Raw genomic sequence first — 26,134 nt, forward strand, 5'->3', positions numbered from 1 at the left:
ATTTTAATTATCAAGTATTTGTTTTTCAAATCTAATCGGGTTTCAACACACAACATATCACTATTGTAACATACTATATAACATATGTAACTATTTAGGCTTAAGCTGTATTGAAATGGGGTTTAGAGGGTTTTGCTATTAGTTTTATAGCATCTTAATCGTTTATTATGGTTATAATGAATTGAATATAGGCTTTCTTACAATAATGGTACCTGTAACCTGGGTAGTAAAGGTGTCTGTTTGGTTGGTATACCCAACTTGCATGTCTGCAGTAAAAGTTATTTTAAAATGAGCATAAGTTACTCCTGTATAAACCGTTTGCTCTCCATAATCGGTTATGGTGGAGCTACCAGATAAACTGTTCATAACATAATTACCATATGTAATTGTCATTCCTGAATTCGTTTCATTTACGTTGGGACCAAAGCCCAAAGCCTGATTGTTGTTCATGGTCAACCCCATAGCCAAATTAAGATTTGGTGTTTGAATTTCATCCGTTAAAGTTAAAATAATGGTGTCTTCAGTTTCACCTTGTCCATTTGTGGATACGCTTCTAATTGCCACAACACCACTATTCCCATAACCTATTGGAAGATTTCCTGTTAAAGTTTCTCCATCTGTAGCTCCTCCCGTAAAACTAAGTTCATAGAAATGCGAATCTGTTGGTGGATTTGGGTTTTCATCTATAGGATTATCATCACTGGAACAAGATGTGTGGGTTATTAATAAAATTGCAATAAGCATAGGTTTGAATAATAATTTAATTGTTTTCATAATAGATTATTTAAGCGTTTTTGTTTTTAAAATTGAAGGGTTTGAAAGTTTGCAAAGTCATCGAGATATTAATTATGTCTTACCCATTTTTGGATGTTCCCTGTACCACTGTTATTGACATCGATTCTTAAGGTATCTGAAACCCCTAATTCCATGGTAGCAGGATAATAGTTATCGTCACTGCCCAATTCTTCGTAAATGAAACTATTACCATCTAGGGCATAAATATCTTTCCATTTAATATCTCCAATATTAAAGCCAGACAATGCAGGATCTGAGATGGTTCCTGTTTCATCGGTCACATCAATAACAATGTCATTGTTTACGGGATTGTTTCCTCCTACGCGAATCCAACTACCTTGTAAAACTTGAAGATATACTGATTGTGGTGTGTAATGGGATTCACGAACCCATTTTTGGATATTTCCTGCTCCAGAATTATTTACATCAACTCGCAAGGTATCATCCACACCTAAACTAATAGCTGCTGGATAGTAGTTGTAATCACTTCCCAATTCTTGATGTGTATAGTTTCCTGAGCCTTGACCCACAATATCTTTCCATTTAATGTCTCCTATCATAAAATTGGATTGTTGTGCGTCGGTAATAGTACCAGCATCATTGTTTACATTGATTTTCATCCCATTATTGGTTGGATTGTTACCACCAATACGGATCCAGTTACCTTGTAAATCGTCCAAAGGATAGGTTGGTTGTGGTGGATTGTTATCTGGTTCCAAAGAATCTGAGCTACAAGACACAGATACAGTTATTAGAACAGTAAAAAGCAGCATTGTTTTAATATATTTTTTAAAAGTTTTCATGATGTGTGTATTTAAATTGGTTTTCATATTATTTTAATATTCATGTGTTCTACATAAATTTTTTATAATCTTTTGAGTTGATGGAAAAGTTGGTTTCTTCTAGAGCAACACAAGTCATTTTCAAGGTTTCAGGTTTTTTCTTTGTGGTAACTGTCATGGTCATTTCCATCATTAAACCATCTACTTGTTTCATCCATTCCTGATTGGCCTGATTTTTTTTATCGTCAATATTGTAAAACGCTTTAGGGAAAGTAATATCGGCTTCTTTGGTTACCCAAACGCTTCCATTGTAGTCTTCACTGGATATTTTATACTCCCTGCAGATATAATTCAATATAACTTTGGTATTATTGGTTTTCTCAATTTTTACATCGTTATTGGAAGATTCCTGGTCATCTACAAAATCGTTTACGTCCAAAGACGTGGACATGAGCATTTTTTTTCCTCCTGCTTCAGTAAACATGTACATGGTTTTTTTGTCCAAATCCATGACATTGAACATGGTACTTGCATTTTCTATGGTATTCCCAAAATAATTTTCATCCTTGGCCAGAAAATAGGTGAAAGTGGTATTGTATTTATCACTTTCCATTTGCATCACGTATTTATGCGAAAAACTATAGACACTCTCTGGCGCCTTGTCTTCTGAAGTTGTTTTGCTTTTTTTGGATGATTTGGATTTTTTATTTCCTCCATTGTTAAATACCGAATCAAAGGCCTTTTCGGTTTCTTTTTGCGATTTTTGCTCCACTTTACGTTCCACAGTACGTTCTGCAGCATTGGTAGCCTTATCTGCCAGTCGTTCAAAAATTTGTGCTTGTGCATTAAACACAATTAGTATAAAAAAGCTTGTTGTTACTAATAATTTCATGATTAATAATTTTTATTGTTTTTACTTTTATGGTTTTAAATTGAAAAAGGTTAACATTTATAAACAGTACTTTAAAAATGGTGATATATCTTTCTGTAGGTGCTATTTGATTATGGTTACCGATTTTATGATTTTGTTGTTCAGCAAAATTCTAAGCTCATATTGACCCTTTTTTAAATGATCGATACTTATATATATTTTTGTGTCTACATCTGTTTTTTGGCTATTGGTATAGCGTTTCATTTGTTATTGTTTAAAGATGTTTAAAATTAAAAATGGAGAGTTTACCTTAATAACAAATATGTTTCAAAGGATATAAGATATGTTACAGAATGCTGAATTTATCCTGTCTGTTTGTAAGTTTTTTAAAAGGTACTCGTTAGGTTTGCAACTTTAGGTTTCTTTTAATACGAAAGCGTATTAAACCCTGTTTAATGGTGAATTTCTGAAATGTGCCTACCTTTTTAAGGAAGTTTATTTCTAATCTATCACTTCAAAAACTTTAAATAGCCCTTTACTTTTTGTATTAGGTACTTCCGAAATAAAGGCATATTTACCAGGTTCTAAATCGGCATAGAAATAACCTGTACTACCAGCTGACATATCGTTAACACCACCTAAAAATGTAACGCCATTTGGAACTGGTGTGATTAATCCTTTTGGATCTGACCAATCCATCCAAGATTCTAAAGCGTCTTCACTAGCATTGGCATCTAGTTTTACTAAATTTAAGTCATGCCACATAAAATTTTCATGTTGTTTTTGATCTTTCACATACACAGAAAAAATTTGCTTCCCTTTGGTAATATCTTTGTCATAACTAATACCTGTTTCACCTGAAAGTGCTATGTTAACAGTAGCTTCAGGAGGAGTATTACCACTAGCTTCATCAGTTACAAATATGGGTTTTGCCATTCCCATAAGTGTATGGAATTTTCCATTAGGCATTTTCACATAACATTCCATAATATAATACCCTGGATCTAATTTTATGGTAGTAACAGCAGTATGTTTTGGTGCAATTAACCCTGAACCACCAGAAAAAATAATATCTCCAAACCATTCTGGTAATTTCCCAAAGGCAGCAAAACCTTCTTCTGATTTACCTTCGTTAATTAAATCCATACCTTCAGCAAACACTGGAGCAACATCTGTTAAGGTATGCTCTACTGTTTTGCCTTCTGGGTATTTATCCATTAAAAAGAAATGAGTTTCGTTAGATAAGTTTTGGTATTTAAAGGTATTCCATCCTGAAGGGATAGTATCTACACTTTGAAATTCCATACTTCTAGTAACAATATCTATAACATTAGATGGTTCTTCAATAACTTCTATCACTTCTTCTACTATTGTTTCTTCTGTTAATTCGGTTTTCTTTTCATTTTTACAATTAAAAAATAAAAGCGTCATTAACAGTAATGTCCAGATTTTTAAATTGTTTGCTTTCATATTATTAGAGGTTTCTTAGTATCTATAAATATAATGATTTAAAAATTTTCAATTTTTAGCTAATACTTGTTTTGAAAGTAACACCGTGTTTTTTTCTAAAGCCTCTACTCTATCTAAAAGCACCTGCAATAGGTCTGATTGTTCTGTATTGGTTTGTTCTTGAGCTGAAATGGTTAGTTTTTGGCTTTCAATAATAACTTGTTGCTCTTGTATAGCTTTTATTAAAACTGGAATTAACTCCGTATAACTCACGCTTAAGGTTTTATTCTCGTCATCAGCAGTATGAACAAGTTCTTTAATCACACTCTGAACTTCTTGAGCTATTAAGCCCATAGATTTATAATCTTGTTCTCTATTTTTCCAGTTATAAGCTTTGGGAGAAAGTGCTAAAATTTCGCTTAAGCCATAATTTAAATCTTCAATGTCTTTTTTAAGGCGTCGGTCTGAACTATGCACTACAGTACCTCCAACTGCTACATTCCCTCCATGCTGCTGTAAAAGAAGAGCTGTGCTTGATCCATTATAACGTGCCGATATTTCATTTTCATCAAACACTAAATTGAAATTATTTTCTTTACCAATTACTAAAAGTCCTGTTCCATCAGCTAAATTGGCATCATTTGTACCATCTATATGCAATTTAACTGCAGGTGATGTAGTTCCTATTCCTGTATTACCATTTTTCAAAACGGTTAAGGCATTACTTCGATTTGCTGAACCAGTACCATTTCCTACCTGAAACAAAGTCTGAGATGAAATAGTAGCGTCATTCCAGTTACCTATTACAGTAGAATTGTTGTCATCTGCTATGGTACCATATCCAATTGCTATAGAGTTACTTGCTGAAGCATTAGCAAATAGTCCCAAAGCTACAGAGTTTTCTCCAATAGCATCAGAACTAAACCCGAACGCCATAGAATTATATCCTGAAGCATTTGCGTAGGTTCCCATTGCAATTGAATTATTTCCTATTGCACTTGGTTCATTACCTATTGAAAATGAATTATCTCCCAATGCTCCGTTAGTGTTTGAAGCATAAAAGGAGTAACTCAAATCTACAGCATTACTACCAATATTACCATAATTAGCTGGATTACTTCCTACTAATCGCCAACCAACACCATTACCTTCATCAATGGCTTCTAGACCAGTTGCAGAAGAACTATTGGCTTCTAAATATTCTTTTGTGATTAAAGCTTTAGCATCAGTTATTTCTGCTATATCAAAACTTGGTGCTGTGATGATACCATTTTTTTCTATTACAAATGCATTAGATTTATCTGAGATATCTGTACCATTTCCAACTTGAAATAAAGTAGTTGTTGAGTTTATATTATCATTAAATGTACCAATTACTAGACTATTTAAGTCATCTGCAATAGTTCCATATCCCATTGCTGTTGAATTTGACACAGAAGCAGTTGTAACAGAACCAATTGCAGTAGAACGAAGACCAGAAGCAGTTGTTAAATATCCCATGGAAATAGCATAATCACCTGTTGCTCCATAAATACTAGAAGTAAAATCACTATAACTTAAATCTTTGGCGTTTAATCCAATGTTTCCATAATTGTCTAAATTGCTTCCTATCAATCTCCAACCTATTCCATTGCCTTCATCTAGAGCTTCAAGACCAGTTGGTGTTGCTCCAGAACCGCCTCCAGAATAATTAGCATCTGCAAACTCTTTCGTAATTAAGGCTTTGTCATCTGTAATTTCAGATATATCGTAACTAGGCGCCGTAATCGTTCCATTTTTTAAAACGGTTAAGGCATTAGATTTATCTCCAAATCCTGTTCCATTTCCAATTTCAAAAAGAGGATCAGTGTCTACCCAAGTTGTTGGGTCTCCTCCTCCAAGATTAAAACGACCTATTGCTGTAGTTAGTAATCCATTGGCATTGATGCCATTTCCTATAGCTGTTGATGTTTTACCTATAGCCAGTGTAAGTTCGCCTGCTGCCAATGAATTTTCGCCAATAGCATTTGTGGCATTTCCTAAAGCGGTACTGTTTTCTCCTGATGCTTCGGTTTCAAAACCCATAGCTGTAGCGGCTTGTCCTGATGCTGCTGTATTATAGCCCATTGCTGTAGCTGAAATTCCCGATGCTGTTGATGCTTCACCCATAGCAACCGAAAATGGACCTGAAGCAATGGTATTGCTTCCCATAGCCGTTGCATATTGTCCTGTTGCTGAAGATCCATATCCCATAGCTACAGAACCAACATTTGCAGTAGTGTATTGTCCCATAGCTACAGAGCCTGTTCCAACAGCACCTTGACCAGCATCATATCCTGTATCACCTCCATAACTTAAATCAACAGCTCTATCTCCTATATTACCATAATAAATGGGATTGGAGTCTTTTAAACGATAACCAACACCATTCCCTTCATCTAAAGCTTCAAGTCCAGATACATTTGCTGCACTTAAAGCATAAGGTACTGCCATAAATTGGGTGGTTCCCATATCTGTTAAACCAGAGCCTGTATCTATTAAAACGTTTAAAAAATGGGCGTCAATTTCCCAATTAATCGTGTTGTAATCACCACTATATACAGTGCCTTCTCCAATATTTACTATGATAATGCCATTGGCATCAGTAGTTGGATTATGTGTTTCTTGATATACATTTACAGCACCTTGCAATATTGTAAATTGTACTGTAATATTTTGATTGGCAACTACATTGCCAGAGTTGTCTTTTATTAAAGCTTTGTAGTTGATGCCGTTTTGGGCAAGTGCAAAACATGTATTTATAAATATGATTAGAAATAAGTATTTGGTTTTCATAAATGTCTTTTAATGTGTGGGTTAGATTAATTTTTAACTATTTAAAACCATTTTGTATATGTTTCTAAATGATAGTTTTTACTTTATGGTTGAACTTTAAAAAAGTTAACTTCCTATTAGCATTTTAAAGCCTTTTATTTTTCAATCACTACGGACTTAACCACCTTATTATTCAATAAAATATGTAATTGGTAAACGCCTTTTTTAAGATGATCTATGGATATATATATCTTATCATCAATACTCTTTTTTGAAAAAGGCTTGTTTTGTTTCATAAGTTATTCCTTTAGAGAGACTCAAATTTAGATACAGGGATCCTGCTTCGATAACAAATATGTTTCAAAGGATATAAGATATGTTCCAGATGTTGTGAAATTCTGTTTTCTAAGGATTTAGAGAGTAATCTTGAGGTGTGCAACCATAGATTTCCTTAAAGCACTTATTGAAATAAGAAGGGGAATTAAACCCAACCTGATAGGCAATTTCTGCCATAGTAGCATCGGATTTTTTTAACAGCTCTAAAGATAATTTTAAGCGCTGGGACCTTAAAAACTCGCTGGTGGTCATACCTGTTATGGCCTTTAGTTTCCTGTGAAGTTGGGTACGACTTATTTGCATGTGTTTCCCTAAAGCTTCGCTGTTAAAATCTGGGTTTGTAATGTGCTTATCCAAAGTTGTTTGAAGTCTTTTTAAAAATTCGGTTTCGGTGGACGTAATTGCCAATTCGGGATTTATTGTTAAGGTACTACTAAAATGCTTTTGAAGTTTTAAGCGACTTTCAATCAGTTTTTCAACCCTAACTTTTAATTTCTCGCTACTAAACGGTTTTGTAACGTAGGCATCTGCTCCTGTTTTAATTCCTTGTATCTCATTGACTTCTCCTACTTTAGCAGTAAGAAGTATTACAGGAATATGACTGGTAAGTTCATTGGTTTTTATCTCGTGGCACAATGCCATTCCGTCCTGTTCTGGCATCATAATATCACTTATAATCAAATCCGGAAGCTGCTTCTTGGCTTTTTCAATACCTATTTTACCATTTGCTGCTTCCATAACCTGATAACTATCTAAAAACATTGAAACTATGAACGCACGTATATCTGGTTCGTCTTCCACAATGAGTATACTGGGTTTTTCTGTATGTGTTTTTGCAAACACGGAATCTAAGTCCAAATCCTGTTTTTTTGAGATAGCGTGAGCCAATAATTCGCTTTCATTAAAAGCCTCTTTACTTATAGGAAGTGTAACCGTAAATTGTATTCTATTTGCATCCAAATTGTTGGCAATAATGGTTCCCTTAGAAAGCGAAACCAAATCACGAACCAAAGCCAATCCCACACCAACACCATCAGACAATTCATTGTTTTGATAAAAACGCTGAAACAACTTGGTTAAATCTTCTTTTCCAACCTGCTTGCTATTGTTTATAATGGACATGACCAACATGTCCTTCTGGTTCATGGCTTCAAAGATTATCTTACTGTTTTTTGGAGCGTATTTTATAGCATTTGAAAGCAGGTTGGAACTTACCTTTTCTATAATATCCTTATCAAACCAAACGGTTTTTAAATCATGAATGTGAAAACTGATTTCTATATTTTTTTCTTTGGCCTTATATTGAAAGGCACTTATAATTTGTTTCAATAAAACAGCTAAGTTCCCTTGAGCTACTTTAAGCTTTATTTGCCCAGAATCTATCATGGAAAGATCCAACATCTGGTCTACCAGATTGAGCAATCTATTAGCGTTTTGTTTTACTAAGGTCAGTTCTTTCTTATCGGTTTTAGATAAGTCTGATTTGGCCAATTGGTTATCTATAGGTCCTGAGATTAGTGTTAGAGGTGTTCGAAATTCATGTGAAATATTGGTGTACAGCTTGGTTTTAAATTCGTCCAGTGCCTTGGCTGCTTTCAATTTATTTAACGCCATATTCTGGTTAAGCTTCAAAACATAAAATGAAAAAATAATGGCAGTAAAAATTAATCCGTAAGCTACATAAGCCATGGTCTTTTTGTACCAAGGTGCATTTATGGTGAATTGCTTGGAGGCTATAGGCGTGTCATCAAGAATGTTATAGGCAGACTTTACATAAAAAGTATAATTGCCAGATTCCAAATTTGTAAAGCTCACAAAGTTGCTTTCTGCTTCGTGCCACAAACTATTTTCGTTGTTAAGTTTGTAGTAATAGTTTAATTTTTTAGGAAAGCTATAATCATTGGTTGCAAAATGTATCGTAAAATAAGATTGATCGGGATGTACATCAAAATGGTCTGTATGCTTTATATTTTTCTTATCTATTTCAAATTTTGTATCGGATTTGGAAGTTTTGGAATATAGGTCCACCTCTGTAATCACAGGTTTTGTATGAACTTCAGGAAATTTAAACCCCTTTGGGGCAATTACTTGTATGCCTTTTTCTGTTCCAAAATAAAATTCATTTTTATAAAATAAACGCGACGTAAACAAGCAAGCATTGGAGACCAAACCATCTGATGCATTAAAGTTAATAAGGCGATCTTTAGTGGCATCGTAAACATAAATGCCATTCCTAATGGTACTAATCCAATAAATCCCTGGAGCATTGGAATTTATGGCCATTGTTTTTTTATCAAAAAAATCATTGCCTATTTTAAAGCTTCTAAAGCTGCGACTTTCTGGATTGTAGATGTTGATACCACTATCCATACCAAACCAAATTTCGCCAGTATCAGCCTCAAAAATTTCATAGGCTGTGTTTGTATTTAAGGTGTTCTTTTTAGGATTTTCCTTGGTGAATTGCTCATAATCAAATGGTTTTTCGTTAGAACTGACCTTAGATATTTCTGGGATTTTGTAAATACCATTCCCAACGGTAATGATCCATAGATTATCGTTTTTATCTATTTTTAATTGTAATCCCTTTAATTCATAAGGGCCATTTTCATTTTTAAAAGTAAAATTACTTAGCACTTCCCCTTTTAAATTTACCAAATGCAATCCTTCCCAAGAACTCACCCACAAAAATTCATTTTTATCCTGAACAATGCCGTAAATTTTAAACAGATTTTTATTATCGCTAGGTATTTCATGGGTTTTAATCATACCTTGAGCATCTAATTGGTATAACTTATTTGTTAAGCCAGCAGTCCAAATACCATGACTTGTTTTCACGGCCGAAAACATTCTTATGGGAATCAGGTTTTTTAATGTATTGGTTTCCATTTCGTACTCAAACAGACCATCCTTTCCCACTATAAACAACTTTTCATCATCTGGAATTATTCGTCTGGCGTGAACGGGAATCACATGTTTAAATAAGCGCCCAGCTATGCTTTCTTTATAAAGTCCGTTATTGGTGCCGATCCATAAAGTCCCTTGACGATCCACAAAAAGCGCTTGTAAAACCCCTAAAACATGGTTTAAGTCTGGTGGCATTTCTAATTTTTTAAAGGTCTGGTTTAAAACATGATATTCGTACATATAGGTTTTTCCCAATAAAAACATGGTGTGGTTCACCATATTGGAAATGCCATAAATTATTTCGGGTGTTTCAAGTAATATTGGAGATTGCCCAAGTGTATAGGTGTACAAGGCATCATTCATTTTTAGTATAAAATTGGATGTTCCTGTTTGAAACATCTTATTTATATTTTCTGCTTGATAAACAGGCTCCAATTCTTTTAAAGACTCATGATACACATAAATGCTATTGTTAAAAGCTAAAACTATTTGTCCATTACTGGTTTCATTTATAAAAATATTGCCACCAAGATCATTGACTTTTTCAACAGGTCCAGACATTGTTTTTCTATAAAGCGCGTTTTCAGATTCAATCCATAACACATCCTTGGATGTAATAAACAAATCGTAAATAATCATTCCTTTTAAAGCAGTGTCTCCTTCAATAAGATCAATTTTTTCAAACTCTTCGGTATCCTGATCAAAACGTATCAATCCTTCACCTTGTGTGCCTATCCAAAAAATACCTTCACTGTCTTGAACCATGGCACGAACCCAGTTTGCCGGAAGGGATTTGTGCTTTTGTGGATTGTAATGGTATGATTTTGTATTTGTTTCAAAAAATTTATAAAGGCCATCTTGTGTTCCAACCCAAATAAAACCTTCCCTATCCTGCATAATAGAAGATATGTATTGATTATCCAATTCCCCTTCTATGGGGTTTAATCTAAGAAAATCAATGGCATTTGAAACTTTTGGTGCTTGCGAAAAGACCATCCAGGGAAACAAACAAAATAAAAGTAGCCTTAAGTATATCATTAATAATGGATTCGTTACTTAAAGTTACTAAAAATGTTTTGATAACCTTATTATAAAACTGCAGTTATTGCTTTGACCATTTTTTCAGCACGTGCTTTCACTTCTGCCTCGGTCCATGAAAGTTTAATCAAACACGAGATGTTTCTAGCTATATAATGATCTGATTGGTCAAATGTTTTTGTTTGAAGATATTTTAACCCTTCTTTAACTTCATTGGAAATTGGGTACAAAGACTTTAGTTCTTTTAAATGCTCCCACTTTCTAATATAATGCCAGTTGTTATCATAGTAGTGAAAACAGGCATCCACACCATGGTCTTTAAAAGCTGACGATGCTTTTCTTGCTGTTTCTAAATCCGGTAAAAAGAAGCTTAAAAACGAATAACTTTCTTCTCCTCCTTCTGGAACGGTTCTGAAAGTGACTTCTGGAATCTCAGACAGGGCTTCCCTTAGTATGGTATAATTTTTCTTTTGAATGGTCACAAATTCATCCAAACGTCTTAATTGTGCCAAACCAACAGCTGCATGAAGCTCAGATATTCTAAAATTATAACCTAAAAACGGATGGGTTTCTGCGCCTCGATCCTTACCAACATGATCGTGACCATGATCTGAATAATGATCTGCATGCCTATAATATGCTTCATTATTTGTTAAGACTGCGCCACCTTCTCCAGCTGTAATAATCTTTACAAAATCTAAAGACAAACAGCCTAAATCGCCAATACTGCCTAAAGGTTTTCCTTTATAAGTAGCTCCTGTTGCTTGCGAAGAATCTTCAATTAAAATAAGATTATGTTTTTTACAAATAGCTTGCAAAGCCTCTAAATTTGCCATACTTCCACACATATGAACTGGCATAACTGCTTTGGTTTTTGAAGTTATGGCAGCTTTAACTGCTTGAGGATCCATAGTTAAAGTATCATCTATATCAACCAGAACAGGAATGGCACCTAGCATCATAATGGCCTCAAAACTTGCCACAAAGGTAAAGCTTGGCATAATCACCTCATCGCCTGCTCCAATGCCTGCACTTGCCAATGCAACAGACACAGCTGCTGTACCACTGGACACCAACTGCGCATGTTTAACCTCTAATACGGTTTCCAGCTCACTTTCAAGTTCCTTGGCCTTCCAATGGCCATTACGCATGCCATCAAAGCCATAACGCATTAGAACGCCGTTTTCTAAAACATCATTTAATTCTTTACGTTCCTTATCTCCAAATAATTCAAATCCTGGCATAATATTATTTTTATATAAAATTACAATTTAATACAGAGGTTGACCTCTGTACCTACAATTTTCACTTTTTAAAACATTACAGTTCTATAATACTTTCTGTAATGGATTTACGTACTTTTTTAAAATCGGCAAACATATCATCATCGGCACGATAACCAATTGGCAATAGCAACACAGATTTTAATCCTTGTTTTTTTAATCCCAATATGTCATCATAGGCATTGGAATCAAAACCTTCCATGGGACAGGAATCAATCCCTTCCAATGCGCAAACGGTAAGAAGGTTTCCCATGGCTAAATAAGCTTGATTTGTTGCCCAGGCTTCAATTTTAAATAAAGTTTTGTTTTCAAAATCGGAAATTAAAAAATCTTGAAAAGGCTTTAAAATGGATTTTGAAGTATTCCTAATGGCATGAACCCTATTGAAATACTCTGTTACAAATGCTTCATCAATATTTGTTTCAATACAAAACACCAACACATGGGAAGCTTGTGCAATTTGTTTTTGATTCATGGAATGTTGAACCAAATCTGCCTGTAACTCTTTATTATGAAGCACCACCAGTTTTATGGGTTGCAAGCCATAAGATGTGGCCGTCAAATTAAATGCTTGGTATAACACTTCTAATTTTTCTTGTGAAATATATTTCGTTTTATTAAACGATTTAGTAGCATATCGCCATTGCAGTTGATGTATAATATCCATTTTCTTTACTATAATAAGAACAACAAAAGTAATACTTGCAATTTGTTTCAACTAACGGATAATCAAAATATTCATTTTGATTAAAAAAATCTTTGGAAATTTTCAGTTTATTTATTTGAAAGAATCAAAAAAGGATTCTATATTTGCACCCGCAATTAGGGAATACCTAATGAGACACTCAAGGAGAAATGGCAGAGTGGTCGAATGCGGCAGTCTTGAAAACTGTTGAGGGTCACACCTCCGGGGGTTCGAATCCCTCTTTCTCCGCAAAAACCCTTGTAATTCAAGAAATTACAAGGGTTTATTAATTTTACAACTATAATTATACTCACCAGTTTTTATAAAGATTTACGTTAGGAGTTCTTTTTCTAATTGTCATTGTTAAAACTTTATTTACTTTTGATAGGTAGAAATTTCATATGAAACATCATTTAAGTACTCTTAACCTATTTCGTAAATTTAGTATAGTATTACTATGTATTGTGAGCTCTTACAGTCATTCACAAGATATAGAACCTAGACGTTGGACCTCGATGCCTTTAGGAACCAACGTGGTTGGCGTAGGCCTTAGTCATGTTTTTGGCGATATTGACTTTGACCCTCTATTGCAGGCAGAAAACACTACTGTTACTGTAAATTCAATCGCGTTACAGTATGTAAGACCCTTTAAAATAGGAAACAAGCAAGCACGAATTGATGTTTTGATTCCTTATAGTTTTGCCCAGTGGGAAGGTTTGTTGGTGGGTGAACCAAAATCTGTAAAACGACAAGGATTTGCCGACCCAAGACTACGTTTGTCCTTGAATTTTATTGGTCCGAAGGCCATGACCCTTAAAGAAATGCAGGAGTACATGAAAGCCAACCCTGTTTACACTACTGTTGGAGCCTCCATAGCCCTTAGCGTCCCATTGGGTCAATATGATGGTGATAAATTACTGAACATAGGTGCCAATTGTTTTGTTATTCGTCCTCAAATTGGATTTGTTCACAATTGGGGCTCCTGGTCTTTTGAATTGACAAGTTCAGTCTTTTTCTATACCAATAACAACGATTTTTATATTGATAAGACCAAAAAACAAAAACCACTATTTGCCATGCAAACACACCTTAACAAACAATTTAAACACCGTATCTGGTCGTCCTTAAGTTTTGGTTATGGTCAAGGAGGCAACTCCATAGTAAACAGGCAACCTAAAGACGATGAACGTGGTAACTTTATTGGAGGTCTCTCAGCTGGTATGCCCATTTCTAAAAAACACTCCATAAAAATCGCTTATGCCACAACCATCACTTTTAAAGAGGTTGGAGCAAATACCAACGGATTTGTGTTTGGTTGGTCAACTTTATTTTAATACATAATTTTTCTTCCCTTTTATCATGTAATTTTAGTGAACTGGTGTTTGTGTACACGGACAGTTGCTTATACCTTGTAGAAAGTCCAAGCCTATAGTTATCATATGCGTTCCTGAATTGTAACCTATTAGGTCATTAATGGTGATTTGATACGAATAGGCAAAATAGAAGTTGGACTTTTTAATACCTGCCATGGGGCCAAGATTCAAAGGATCGAAAAATTGGTCGTTTAAGAAACGATAAGAGATCCCTCCCCAAAAATAGTCCTCTCGCCTATCGTACTTTCTAACTTTAATATTGATATCGGTACTGGAACGATTGTCGCTATCAAAGTATTGAAAAAATACAGAAGGTTCAAATTCCAGTTTTTTATTTAATTTGCTTTGAAGTGTTATTCCTGTATACACTTGGTAGTTTAACAGCAAATCGGGTTCTATCCCAACATAATCGTCTATGTCTTTTGGTAAAATATTATTTGCATTTAAACTGAAATAAAATCCTTTATTTCTATACAAAACACCTACATCAAAGTTGTTGTTGGATATGGACCTATCGTCTGTAACACGTGGATCGATGATAGGTGTTTCATATGTTGGTCTAAATTCATCAATATCTATTCTGAAACTGTTTAGGTTATATGAAATTCCGAAGGACAAATACTGCTTCGAGTAATAATCCAAAATAAGATGGTGCGCAAAAGACACCTTCAAACCCTTTTGAAGCGTGTATCCGTTTTTATCATTATACAATGAAATTCCTACACCTGATCGGTCGGCAATTCTAAAATCGGCATATAAGGACTGATTGTCTGGTGCATCCTTGATGCCAACCCATTGGGTTAAACCATTGGCCCGAATCTTTAAATTATCGCCAATTCCAGCATAAGTAGGAGAAATCACAAAGGGATTATCGGCTAAATATTGCGTATATACAGGCAAATTCAACTCTTGACCGTAACTTTGTGCTAAGATTAAGAAAAGAGAATATATAATTAGTTTTTTCATCTTGAATCGTTTTAAAATTTTAATCCCCTAGGTTTATCTGTACAATGTAAAATGTCCAACAAAATCCCTATTGTCATTAGGATCATTAAGTCTTACCACATACCAGTAATCTCCAGTAGGAAGTTCTTTCCCTTGATAAGTGCCATCCCAGGTTTGACCAACTCTTAAGGTCGCAATTTTTCTACCATATCTATCGAAAATATCAAAGTCAAGATTTGGATAATGAACCACGCATCCCGGAGCCCAACCATCCAGAACACCATCGCCATTTGGCGTAAAGTAATTAGGGATGCACACATCCACATAATCGAAATGTCTGGATGCTGTTGCCACACACCCATTACTATCTGTAACGGTTACTGTATAGGTTCCAGATTCTGAAATTACAAACACATTGGTGCTTCCATAAGATTCTCCATTCAAGGTAAATTCATACTCTCCAGAACCTCCTGAGGCAACTGCAATGATTTCATTTATTTCGCCATCGTTTAAAACCAGGGTTAAAGGATCGAAAGATGTAATATCAAAGAGTTCCGTTCTTTGAATACAGCCATTGGTATGTCTTACATCTATATAATGACCAGTTCCAGGAACAACATCCACAAACACATTGCTAGCCTGATAAGGGCCTCCATCCAAGGAATAATCCAAATCTTCTGGATTGGAAATGCTTTCATCTACAAGAACAGTTACAATATTACTTGAGGCATTGTTGACACAGGTATACTCTATTTCAACAAAAGGATTGATTCTAACAGATTCTGGGAACGTGATATTCCATTCAGATTCACAACCTTGACTATCGCGTACATAAACCATATGGTCTCCTCCACCCAATCCAGTAAAATCAAACTGTGTTTGTCCTAAAGTTCCGGTTGTGTAAGGACCATTATAATCGCCTATGCTTACAGAATAAGGAGGTGTACCACCAGAAATATCTATACTAAATTCACCATCTAAATCCCCTTCACAAACCTCTGGAACAATGGAATTAGGCACAATGCTTATTACAACAGGTGCAGGTTCGTTAATGGTGAAATTAAGCATCACATAACATCCCAGCTCATCTTGCACGATTACATCATAGGTTCCCGGCTCTAAGTCTTCAAAAACATTGGTATCAAAAAACTGATTTAATTGTGGTGAAATAGCATACATGATCAATCCTGTTCCACCCGAAGCGTTAATGGTTACAGATCCATCGTTTGCACCATAACAAGTGACATTTGATACCGTAAAAGGCGCAGTTAATGGAGCTGATGGCTCAGTAATATCAAAAGGAGCTGATATGGCTAAACAATCACCACTTTCCACATGCACTTGATAGCTTCCAGCTGGAAGCTCTGTAAATACCCCTGGACTATTTTGAGTTGCAGGAATGGTATTTCCACTAGCATCCTGCATCGTGTAAACATAGTTTCCTAAACCACCTTGAGCAGTAGCCACAACCACACCAGTAGCATCTCCTGTACAATTGATGGTTGCATTTGTCAAGGACAAATTAAGGGTTAATGTTGGCAATGGTTCAATCGTTATTTCATTTGAAACGATTGCGATACAGCCATTGGCATCTTGCACATAATAGGCATGTGTTCCTACAGGAACTGGGAAGGTGGTAGATGTCGCAAAAGATCCCAAAACTGGTGTCAACGTACTGTTATCGCTATAAGTATAAGGCCCTGTCCCACCTGTGGCGCTTAAAGTAAGTGTGGCTTGGTTTAAACAGGTTTGGGTTGTTTCTGCCACCAAACTGGCTTGTATTGGAGTTGGTTGCGTAATAACAATATCTGCTGAAGTAAAACTACAGCTATAGGCATCTGTTACCAAAACTTGATAGGTTCCTACTCCAAGATTTCCAAACACAGGCGACGTCTGTGGTCCGGAAGAACTGATGGTAGGTGAAAGCATATTCAAGGTATAAGAGTAATTACTTCCCTGTCCTCCCGTAATATTTGACACAGTAATAGTTGCATTGGCATCCCCAAAGCATGCCAGCAATGTCGCACTAGGTGTTACAGTTGCATTTATTGGTGTTGGCACGTCCAATGTAAGCGTTTGTGAGGCTATACAACCACCAGCATCCATAACATTTACGGTATAGGTTCCAGCAGCTAGATTTTCAAAAGTTCCATTGGAAGAATAAGCTACCGAGGCCGCTCCTGTTAATTCATATTGATAAGTTCCCCAACCACCAGTTGCTGTGGCAGTGATAGTGCCCAAATTATTGGTACAGGTAACATTGGATGTTTCCAAAGCAACAATCGCCAAAGGCTCTGTAGGTGATGTAATGGTCACCACATTGGTTGTTGTGGCACAAAACGGACTGGCCGTTTCTGTAACCTGAACAGTATAATTTCCAGCCAATAATCCAGAAATGGTTTGTGGGTTTGTACTTGTGTCTGTAGCTATTGGTCCTAAAACCGATGTTCCTGAGTTATCAAAAACTTCATAGGTATACGTTCCAGAATATCCACTAACGTTAATTTCCATAGCACCATTGGTATCGCCAAAACAGGTTACAGCAGTTGTAGCTGTAGCCATGGCATCAATGGTATCAAATGGAGCCACTGTATAAGCTGCTGTGGCAATGGTACAACCTGTATCTAAATCGGTTATTAGGAAATAATAATCTCCTGGTGATGAGATAGCAAAGATGTTGGAAGCTTGTGCTGTGCCATTTGGCAACATTTCATATTCAAAATTACCTGATCCACCTGTAACGGTAATAGCTATGGAACCTGTATTGTTACAGTCAATTGGTGTTGCTTCTGCCACAGTTGCCATAGTTAAGGTTGGCAATGGTAATATATTTACTGTATTGGTAGCAATACAGCCATTGGCATCTTTCACATAAATATCAATGGTTTGTGCACTTCCTGTATCTAAGATATCAAACACATTGGTGCCAAAATAATTGATGCCATCAATACTATAGGTATAAGAAGGGGTTCCTCCCACTTCTGTAATGGTTAACACAGACGCATTTACAGATCCATCTGCTGCACAGGCAAAATCTGTAGCAGTTCCTGATACTGTTAGCAAAGTAGGTTCACCAACAGTAACATCCATGGTATTGGAACAACCTCTACCTGAATTTACTTGAACCGTATAGGTTCCTGCTGCCAAGCCTGTAAACACATTCGAGGTTTGAGGTGCCACTACAATAGGTGCAATAATTTCATAAGTATAAATTGGGTTATCGTTTCCTGCATCCAGGTTAACCGTAATAACACCTTCATTACTTCCGTTACAACTCACATCTGTTACAGAAGTTGTAAAGCTTACAGGTGTTGCGGCATCTAAAGTAATGGTTGCATCTTCCGTACATAAAGTGTTGGTGTCTGTAATTGTTACTGTATAAGTCCCCGAAGGTACACCAGAAAACACATTCCCAGTTAAACTAATAGTGGCTGGATTAGGACTGATGCTATAACTATAAGTTCCTGTTCCACCTACGGCAGTTACTGTAATTTCACCATCATCATCAGAACAAGTTGTAATGCCTGTAACTGTTGGGGAAATCCCTAAAGGTGGTTCAATGGTCACACTTACCAAATTACCACAGCCATTCACATCCCTTACTTCAATGGTATGCGTACCTGAAGCTAAATTCTGGATAGTAAATGGAACTGTTTGTGTTTGAAATGCGCCTCCATTGATACTGAACGTATAAGGAGACATTCCAGCAGTTGGTAAGGTTACATCTATTTCAAAAGCACCTTCGGCCGTGTTACATTGATTGCTTACAGTTGCAGCTATCACTGGCGAAGGATCCATTGGTAATACCAAAACAGGTGTTGTTTTAATACATCCATATGCATCCATGGCATGTACATAATAACTATTGGCATCCATATTGAACACATTTGTAGATCCCCAAGAAGGATCGGTTGGTAGTGGTGCAGTTGCCGAAGTTGTAATTTGATACATGTATGGAGGTGTTCCATCTGTAGCTATGGCACTGATAACACCTGAGTTTGGATGACAGTTGGCATTTTGATCCACTGTAGCTGTCAAACTTAACTCTATGGCTGATTCCGTAATATTAAATGGTACAGAAACCACACTACAACCAGTATTAGGTCCAGAAGTTTCACTTATTAAAACAAAGTAATTTCCAAAAGGCAATGGCCCTAAGTTAGTTACAGGTAAAGACCCATTTGCAGGTACAACACCCAATCCATTAATTCCAGTGGTATTTAAAGATAAGGAATCAAATATTTCATAGGTAACGTTGGTAGCCGTACCATAGGTACTGTTAATGGTGAACGATACATTTCCATCGGCACTTCCTGTACAGGTAATGTTGTTTGCTGTAACAGCTGTTGCTGTTAAAGTAGAATTAGTAGGAATAGGACTTGTAGCAGTTTCATAATAACTACATCCTGTAGCATCATCATAAACAATAAATGTGTAGGTGACCCCTGGAATCAATCCTGTAAATGTAGCAGTCTGACTTCCCGGAGTATCTTCTGGAACCCATGATCCTGGTGGATTTGGATATACAGAAATTGGACCTTGATAGATACTGAAAAAGAACGGTCCGGAACTGGATAAAACAGTTCCTACACTCACTACAGCTTCACCTCCTGAAAGACAGTTGGATGTAGCTGAAATATTAATATCTAAATCGTCTGGTGGGGAAGCTACCAGCACATCTTGGATTAATACAGAACAACCATTAGCATCAACCACATTGATTTGGTACAACCCAAAATCAACCACATCAAAACTCACTGAGGTTGACCCTGTTGTGTTTAATTCTGAATTGGAATATCCGTTGGTGCCTGTTACAAAATAATTATAAGGCGCTGTTCCTCCTGTGACCCCATCTACTATCACTGATCCTTGAGACACACCACTTGGGCTACAAGTAATATCAACTGAATGATAATTCACAACTATAGGTGATGGTTCTGCAATTACAATCGTCTCCGTATCTGTACAAGAATTATTATCTGTCAAGGTAATGGTGTAGGAACCTGCCGTAAGCCCTGAAGTTTGTGTTCCATAATCGGTTCCTGTCGTGGTGTTATAAACATTTATCACATAAACCGGCTCACCAACTGTGGTGTTTATTACAACATCTATTGCTGCATTGCTATCTCCTGAGCATAATATAGGTTGTGTTTGGGTTACCGAAAGAATTTCAGGTAAAGTTATGGCATCAATGGTGGTTACCGATGAAAGCGCTGTACAACCCTGAGCATCTGTGATTTGAAATTGAAAGGTTCCATCAGTAGCAGATGTGTATGTAAATGGTGAACCTGTTGTTCCCAAAGAGGTAAAAGCACCTCCATTAATGGACACCTCATAGGTAAATGGAGCATATCCTCCTGAAATAGTACCAGTGATTACAGCATCAGGAGAGGCTGTACAATCCAAATCTTTGGTCACAACTGTATTCACAGTCAATTGAGCTGCTATAGTTTCTGCAGGTAAAGTAAATGTACATCCGTAAGCATCCCTAACTGTAATGGTATAAGTTCCCGGAACCAAATTGCTAAACACATTATTGGAAGTATATGGTGCACCATTAATACTATATTGATAAGGTGGTTGGCCACCCGATGCAGATACTTCCAAACTCGCTGCATTGGTAGCATCATAACAATAATCTGAAGTGGCTGCTATGGTAGCAGAAGGACTTGTAGGTACAACCAAATCAAATGTTGTATCTACGGTACAACCGTGGGAATCTATAACTGTTGCTATATAAGTTCCTGTTTGTGTTAAATTCATAAAAGTATTACTGGCTTGAGCCGGAATTACAGTACCATCTGGTAAAGTAATACTGTAAGTGTTTCCTCCCCAACCTCCTGTTGCGTTTATAACCACTTGGCCACTTCCATTACAGGTAATTGGACTTACAGTTGTTGAAATACCTAAGGCCGATGTTGGACCAGCAACCGTTAAGGTATCGGTAGCATCACAGTTTGTTGTAGTATCTGTAACCACAATAGTATATGTTCCAGCTGCCAAACCTGTTAAAGTTACAGGAGACGTGCCTGCTGTTGACGCACCTCCATTAATCGAATATTGAAACCCTGTAGAACCCGAAACTGTAAATTGAACCGAACCGTCCAAATCTCCAAAACAAGTAACATCAGTAATGCTTTGTCCAACTACTGTTAATGCTGGCAATGGGTTGATTGTATATGATTCCGAATACGTACAGTCATGTTCATCTATAACCTGAAATGTATAAGTACCAGGAGCCAAATCAGCAAACACATTGGAAGTTTGATAAGGTGTTGCGTCAGAGGCTGGAGCAATAATTTGATATTGCAACGTTCCAAAACCTCCAGTTGTTCCTGTAATGGTAACAGTAGATGTATTTAACGGACAACTTAAAGGTGTATGATCAAAAGTTAAATCTGTAGGTGGATTCAAAGGATCGATAGTTATGGTATCAGCTATTGCTGTACATCCACTATCATCTTGTATGGTTATGGTATAAGTACCACTTGTTAATCCTGTAAATGTGGATCCAGATTGAAATGTGATACCATCAATACTATAGGTATAAGGTGGTGTTCCTCCAGAAACCCCAGATACCGTAATTTCCCCATTACTTGTACATGAATAAGCTGTAGTTAAGGTTGCCGTTCCTGTTAAAGGGTCACTCTCGGTAATATTTATGGTCTGTGGATCTGTAACACAAACATCCGGTCCTGTGGTATATTGTACCACCACCTCATAAGTTCCTACTGCCAATCCTGCAAACACATTAGAACTTACAAAAGTCACACCGCCATCAATACTGTACATCAGGCTATTTCCATTTGGATTGCTTACATTAATGGTTATGGAACCTGTTACAGAACCTGCACATAAAATATTTGTTTGATCCACTGTAAAATCTGGAGCCAAAGTGGCATCCACTGTAATGGATGTTGTAGCTTCACAGTTATTGGAATCAATAACTGTAATGTTATAAACCCCTGGACCTGTAACAACTATTTCTGGAACCGTTTGGAAATCTGTGGTACTGTTCACAAAATAGAAGTATGGTGGTGTTCCGCCATTGGCATAAACGGTAATTTCTCCGTCTGTACAGGTTAACGGACTTGTTAATGCGGAAGTTGCCGTTAATAATGGTGGTTCAATAATTTCAACATCTTCGGTATGTGTACAACCATCTTCTGTTTCCACCAAAGTGGTATAAGTTCCTGGATTTAGGTTTGAAAACGTATAATTGTTTTCCGTAATAGGTCCTACACTATTTACAAGGGTTCCCCCATCATAAATGGAGAAGAAATATTGAGGCTCCACATCATTTGCCGCTAAGGTAATGCTTCCCTTGTCTCCATAACATAATGGTTGGGCAACATCAATGGATACTGTAAAATCCCTTGCTCTAATCTGTACATCTGGCACAGTAAAAACACATGGATTGGTTGGAATGCCAACTTGTTGAACATAAATTGTATAAGTACCTGCTGCAGTGACAGTAAACACATTACTGGTTTGAAAGTTTATGCCATCAATACTGTATTCATAGCCATTAGGTACGCCTCCAACGGTAATTTGTCCTGGGGTAGTACAAATAATATCGTTACTTGTAACTGTTGGATTTAATACATTTTGATACACATTGAAATAAAACTGGTTAAAACAACCTCCTTCATAATTAATGGTTAACCTAAATTGTCCCGAAGTATTGGCATTGTAGGTTGGACCTGTACCAACTTGATTCCAGGTGCATGCTGCATTTTCATTTGCACAATCAGGATCCGAAACTGGTGCACAGCTGCCCTCGTCAAGTTGTTCCCAGATTATGGATGTGGCATCAGTGATATAGGTGTCAATAAATGTGGAATCGTTTGCTCCACATAAAAAGATGTTTGGTAGTGGTTTTCCGTTATTCGGACAGGTAACAACTTCATCGGCAAAAGGAATAACCGGATTGGTTAAGGTCGTTCCTCCATAATTGGTTACCACAAAGGTTTGATCTATGGATTGACAAGGTGCTGTTGCTGTATTATGAACATAATACGTTCCTGTGGCATTAACCGTTATGGTTTGAGTGGTTCCAATTACTGGTGTTCCCGTAGGACTTGTGGACCACGAGTATGAATCATATCCATTGGCTGCTGTTAATTGTACAGTATCTCCACAAAGAATTACATTCTCTGTAAACGCACAATCCAAATCGGCCAAGAAATTTGTTGCTTGAGGTATTATCAAACAGCCCGTATTGGTGTTCAAACTAGGATCGTCTGTAATAATAAAGTTTGGATTCTCTATGCCTCCATAAGTTGCAAAAGCTTGATTGTTAATTATATTAGAGCAAGCATCTGCTAAACTATCGCAACTATCAACAACTTGTACATGAATGCGAATTTCAGTCACGGGATCGCCTTGTTCAACTATGGAGTTATCAACATTAAAAATAATTTCCCTAGTCGCAGGATTATAGCTTTGAACCGTAACACCTGGTGGTAAAACGCCTAAATCGGCTGGATAATTAAAAACAATGTTGATAGGAAGTACATCCCTAATGGTTAGGTTGTTGGCATCGTCATTACCAGAATTATGAAAACCAATCACATAATTCAAAGAGGTTCCCAACCCAACGGTTTGCCCTCCAATATCATTCCCAAAATCATCTTCCACTATTTTGGTAAGGACTATTTTGGGCTCAATGATATCTACTGCAAAAGCACAGAAATAAGCAAAATATTGGTCCTGATTACTTTCCATTCTAATGGTTGCTGAAGTATCACCATTTCCAATAACTGTGTTTCCCGGATTTGGAATCACCATAACTCCAGTATCAAAACCTAATGTGTTTGTACTGTTTGGAACCCTGTTGTTGACTGGTAAAGCGCTTAATTGTGTAACGGAAGAATTAAAGAAGTTGTTTGCTGGTCTATCCACAGCAGACATGGTAACCCCGTTTAATCGTAACCTATCATTTTGAATGGGACTATCTCCTTCTAAAGCAGCAAATGCAAAATTAGCTCTAACTGGGGTTGGAGCAGGAACTGTACGGAATCCAGAAACGGGAATATCCACATTTACAGAACTGTTGATGGAACTAAACCCATCAAAACTGGTAATGGATTTACCAGGTAAGGTTGGGTCTTCAAATACGATAAACAACGACCAACCAGCCGAATATCCGGTCCCGTTATATGGATTGAAAGTAGATGTTTCCCCTTGAGCCGTTGAAACATTTGCTACAGTATAAGTTCCTAAATTTGCTCCCAAACCTGTAACAATGGAGGTAACATCTGCAAAACAGGAATAAGGATAACTACTTCCTGTTTCAACACCATTGGCCTCGTATATCACAGTCCCTACAATATCATGATAACCTCCTGTGGGTCCTTTAAACTTGACATTGGTGATGGGGTCGTTGCCGTTGGTTACAGCTCCCCAGTACAAACCAGCATGAACAATTTGGTAACATCCTGGATTAGGGATTTCTAAATCTGCACTAGAGGAATTAAACGTCGAGGCATCGCCATCAATGTCTATATAACGCATGTCCACGTTGTGGTTGTAAACCGTGTTGTCATTAAAAGGATTATTGCTTGGACCTAAAATATTATTTCCAATAAGACGTATGTCTCCTTTTAAATCTCTATTAAATCTCGGTGTAAAGGGCACAAAGTTTTGAGCAACAGTCTGCATGCTCAAGAGTAGTATGGTTACAACAATGCCAATCTTAAAAAAAGTAGGTTTTTTCATGATATTTTTAATTTATATAAACATTCAATCAACATAAGGGGCGTTATGAAGACCAAATGGGGCTTTCTCTTGGTTTCTTAATCTTCTATTTTAACAACAGACATTTTTTCATTATATGGTTTATTTCCTTTTGAATCCAATGCTCTCATGGCTTCTTCTACATAATCAAACTTCTGATAATAGATATAATATTTACTTGAGTTGACATCAAAGAAGAAGTTGACATCAGATTGTCCAGAAGCAACCACTTTCTCTAAAAATTCATCTCTATCATTTATATTTTCGTGTACGGCAATAATCATGTAATATCCATTGTCCACATTTTGAACACCTTTTAATATCTGCACATTACCACTTTGTTCTTCTCCAAAATTGAAATCTTCTATACTTAAAGGAACAGGACTTAATGGGGTATTTTTCTTGATTCTCTCCAAAGCTGCCATGTCTTTGTTGAACCTATCTTTCTCATTGTCATAAAGGGCACGTTTTATACGTCTTTTACGCTCCACTTCAGTGGCTACCTTAACAGTTTCCAAGGTAGAAACAATACTGGCTCGCATTCTTTCGGATTCCACTTGCTCAGCTTTTAAATTCTGGATGGTTTCCAAATAATATTGACTGGTAGCATCGTTTCTATTGGAGCCTTTTTTAATTCTTTGGTTATATAGATTTTCCAGCTCCGAAATGGTTTGATTACGTTTATTGATAGTGGCTTCCAATTCCGATTTTATGGCTTCCATAGCTCTGTTTTCAGCCGTTATACTCTTAAATGGTTTTGGTTCCAAATAAATACCTTGTTCGCTTAAATCGTTTTCTTCCTTTAAATCTTTAAGATCCTTTTCTTTAATAATAAGAACTTCATTTAAACGAATTAATAATTCTTCTTGTTTCGCTTTGTCTTCCTTGGTCTCTTCGGTTAAAGCATACATTGATTTGGCCAAGTCATCTTTTTGTGCTATCTCTAGGTTGGCTTGTGCTGCCTGTTCGGCCGCCAATCTAGCCTGTTCTTCAGCTTCCAATTGTGCTGCCTGTTCGGCTGCCAACCTAGCCTGTTCTTCTGCTTCCAATTGTGCTGCCTGTTCGGCTGCCAACCTAGCCTGTTCTTCTGCTTCCAGTTGTGCTGCACGTTCGGCTGCCAATCTAGCCTGTTCTTCGGCTTC

Annotated in this window: 13 protein-coding genes and 1 tRNA gene; 2 read left to right on the top strand and 12 right to left on the bottom strand. The window is 36.6% G+C overall.

What is annotated here, in order from left to right:
- Positions 1-171: 171 nt before the first annotated feature.
- The 9 genes from D778_RS00600 to D778_RS00635 form a co-directional block, all read right to left on the bottom strand.
- Positions 172-774 (bottom strand): hypothetical protein, encoded by a 603-nt coding sequence (locus D778_RS00600; RefSeq protein WP_007646669.1) that lies wholly within the window; start codon positions 772-774, stop codon positions 172-174.
- Positions 775-842: 68 nt separating this feature from the next.
- A complete protein-coding gene (locus D778_RS00605; protein ID WP_155949849.1) occupies positions 843-1,598 on the bottom strand; it encodes a hypothetical protein in 756 nt (251 codons plus the stop codon).
- A gap of 49 nt (positions 1,599-1,647) precedes the next feature.
- Positions 1,648-2,469, bottom strand: a complete 822-nt coding sequence (locus tag D778_RS00610) for a DUF4412 domain-containing protein (RefSeq protein WP_007646671.1) — start codon at positions 2,467-2,469, stop codon at positions 1,648-1,650.
- 480 nt (positions 2,470-2,949) lie between these two features.
- Positions 2,950-3,918 carry a hypothetical protein gene (locus D778_RS00615; RefSeq protein ID WP_007646673.1) on the bottom strand — a complete coding sequence of 323 codons (969 nt, stop codon included), beginning with the start codon at positions 3,916-3,918 and terminating at the stop codon, positions 2,950-2,952.
- A 48-nt stretch (positions 3,919-3,966) separates the two neighbouring features.
- Positions 3,967-6,711, bottom strand: a complete 2,745-nt coding sequence (locus D778_RS00620; RefSeq protein ID WP_007646674.1) for a tail fiber domain-containing protein — start codon at positions 6,709-6,711, stop codon at positions 3,967-3,969.
- 134 nt (positions 6,712-6,845) lie between these two features.
- Complete coding sequence (locus tag D778_RS14650; protein WP_007646675.1) at positions 6,846-6,986, bottom strand: hypothetical protein; 141 nt, start codon at positions 6,984-6,986, stop codon at positions 6,846-6,848.
- A gap of 109 nt (positions 6,987-7,095) precedes the next feature.
- Entirely contained in the window at positions 7,096-10,968 is a 3,873-nt protein-coding gene (locus tag D778_RS00625) for a hybrid sensor histidine kinase/response regulator transcription factor (RefSeq protein WP_081602608.1), read from the bottom strand.
- 50 nt (positions 10,969-11,018) lie between these two features.
- A complete protein-coding gene (locus D778_RS00630) occupies positions 11,019-12,212 on the bottom strand; it encodes a DegT/DnrJ/EryC1/StrS family aminotransferase (RefSeq protein ID WP_007646677.1) in 1,194 nt (397 codons plus the stop codon).
- Positions 12,213-12,288: 76 nt separating this feature from the next.
- Complete coding sequence (locus D778_RS00635) at positions 12,289-12,918, bottom strand: NAD(P)H-dependent oxidoreductase (RefSeq protein ID WP_040491135.1); 630 nt, start codon at positions 12,916-12,918, stop codon at positions 12,289-12,291.
- 182 nt (positions 12,919-13,100) lie between these two features.
- Here D778_RS00635 and D778_RS00640 point away from each other — a divergent pair.
- Positions 13,101-13,185 (top strand) — tRNA-Ser (locus D778_RS00640).
- A 215-nt stretch (positions 13,186-13,400) separates the two neighbouring features.
- Positions 13,401-14,270 (top strand): transporter, encoded by an 870-nt coding sequence (locus tag D778_RS00645; protein WP_155949850.1) that lies wholly within the window; start codon positions 13,401-13,403, stop codon positions 14,268-14,270.
- A 33-nt stretch (positions 14,271-14,303) separates the two neighbouring features.
- Here D778_RS00645 and D778_RS00650 read toward each other — a convergent pair whose 3' ends face one another.
- From D778_RS00650 to D778_RS14595, 3 genes are all read right to left on the bottom strand, one after another.
- Positions 14,304-15,275, bottom strand: coding sequence for a PorP/SprF family type IX secretion system membrane protein (locus tag D778_RS00650; RefSeq protein ID WP_007646680.1), 972 nt, complete (start codon positions 15,273-15,275; stop codon positions 14,304-14,306).
- 33 nt (positions 15,276-15,308) lie between these two features.
- A complete protein-coding gene (locus tag D778_RS00655) occupies positions 15,309-24,974 on the bottom strand; it encodes a T9SS type B sorting domain-containing protein (protein WP_007646682.1) in 9,666 nt (3,221 codons plus the stop codon).
- A 77-nt stretch (positions 24,975-25,051) separates the two neighbouring features.
- On the bottom strand, positions 25,052-26,134 hold a 1,083-nt coding region (locus D778_RS14595), incomplete at its 5' end, for a coiled-coil domain-containing protein (RefSeq protein WP_162138284.1).

It is taken from the genome of Xanthomarina gelatinilytica, from assembly GCF_000348685.1.
GTDB lineage: Bacteria > Bacteroidota > Bacteroidia > Flavobacteriales > Flavobacteriaceae > Xanthomarina > Xanthomarina gelatinilytica.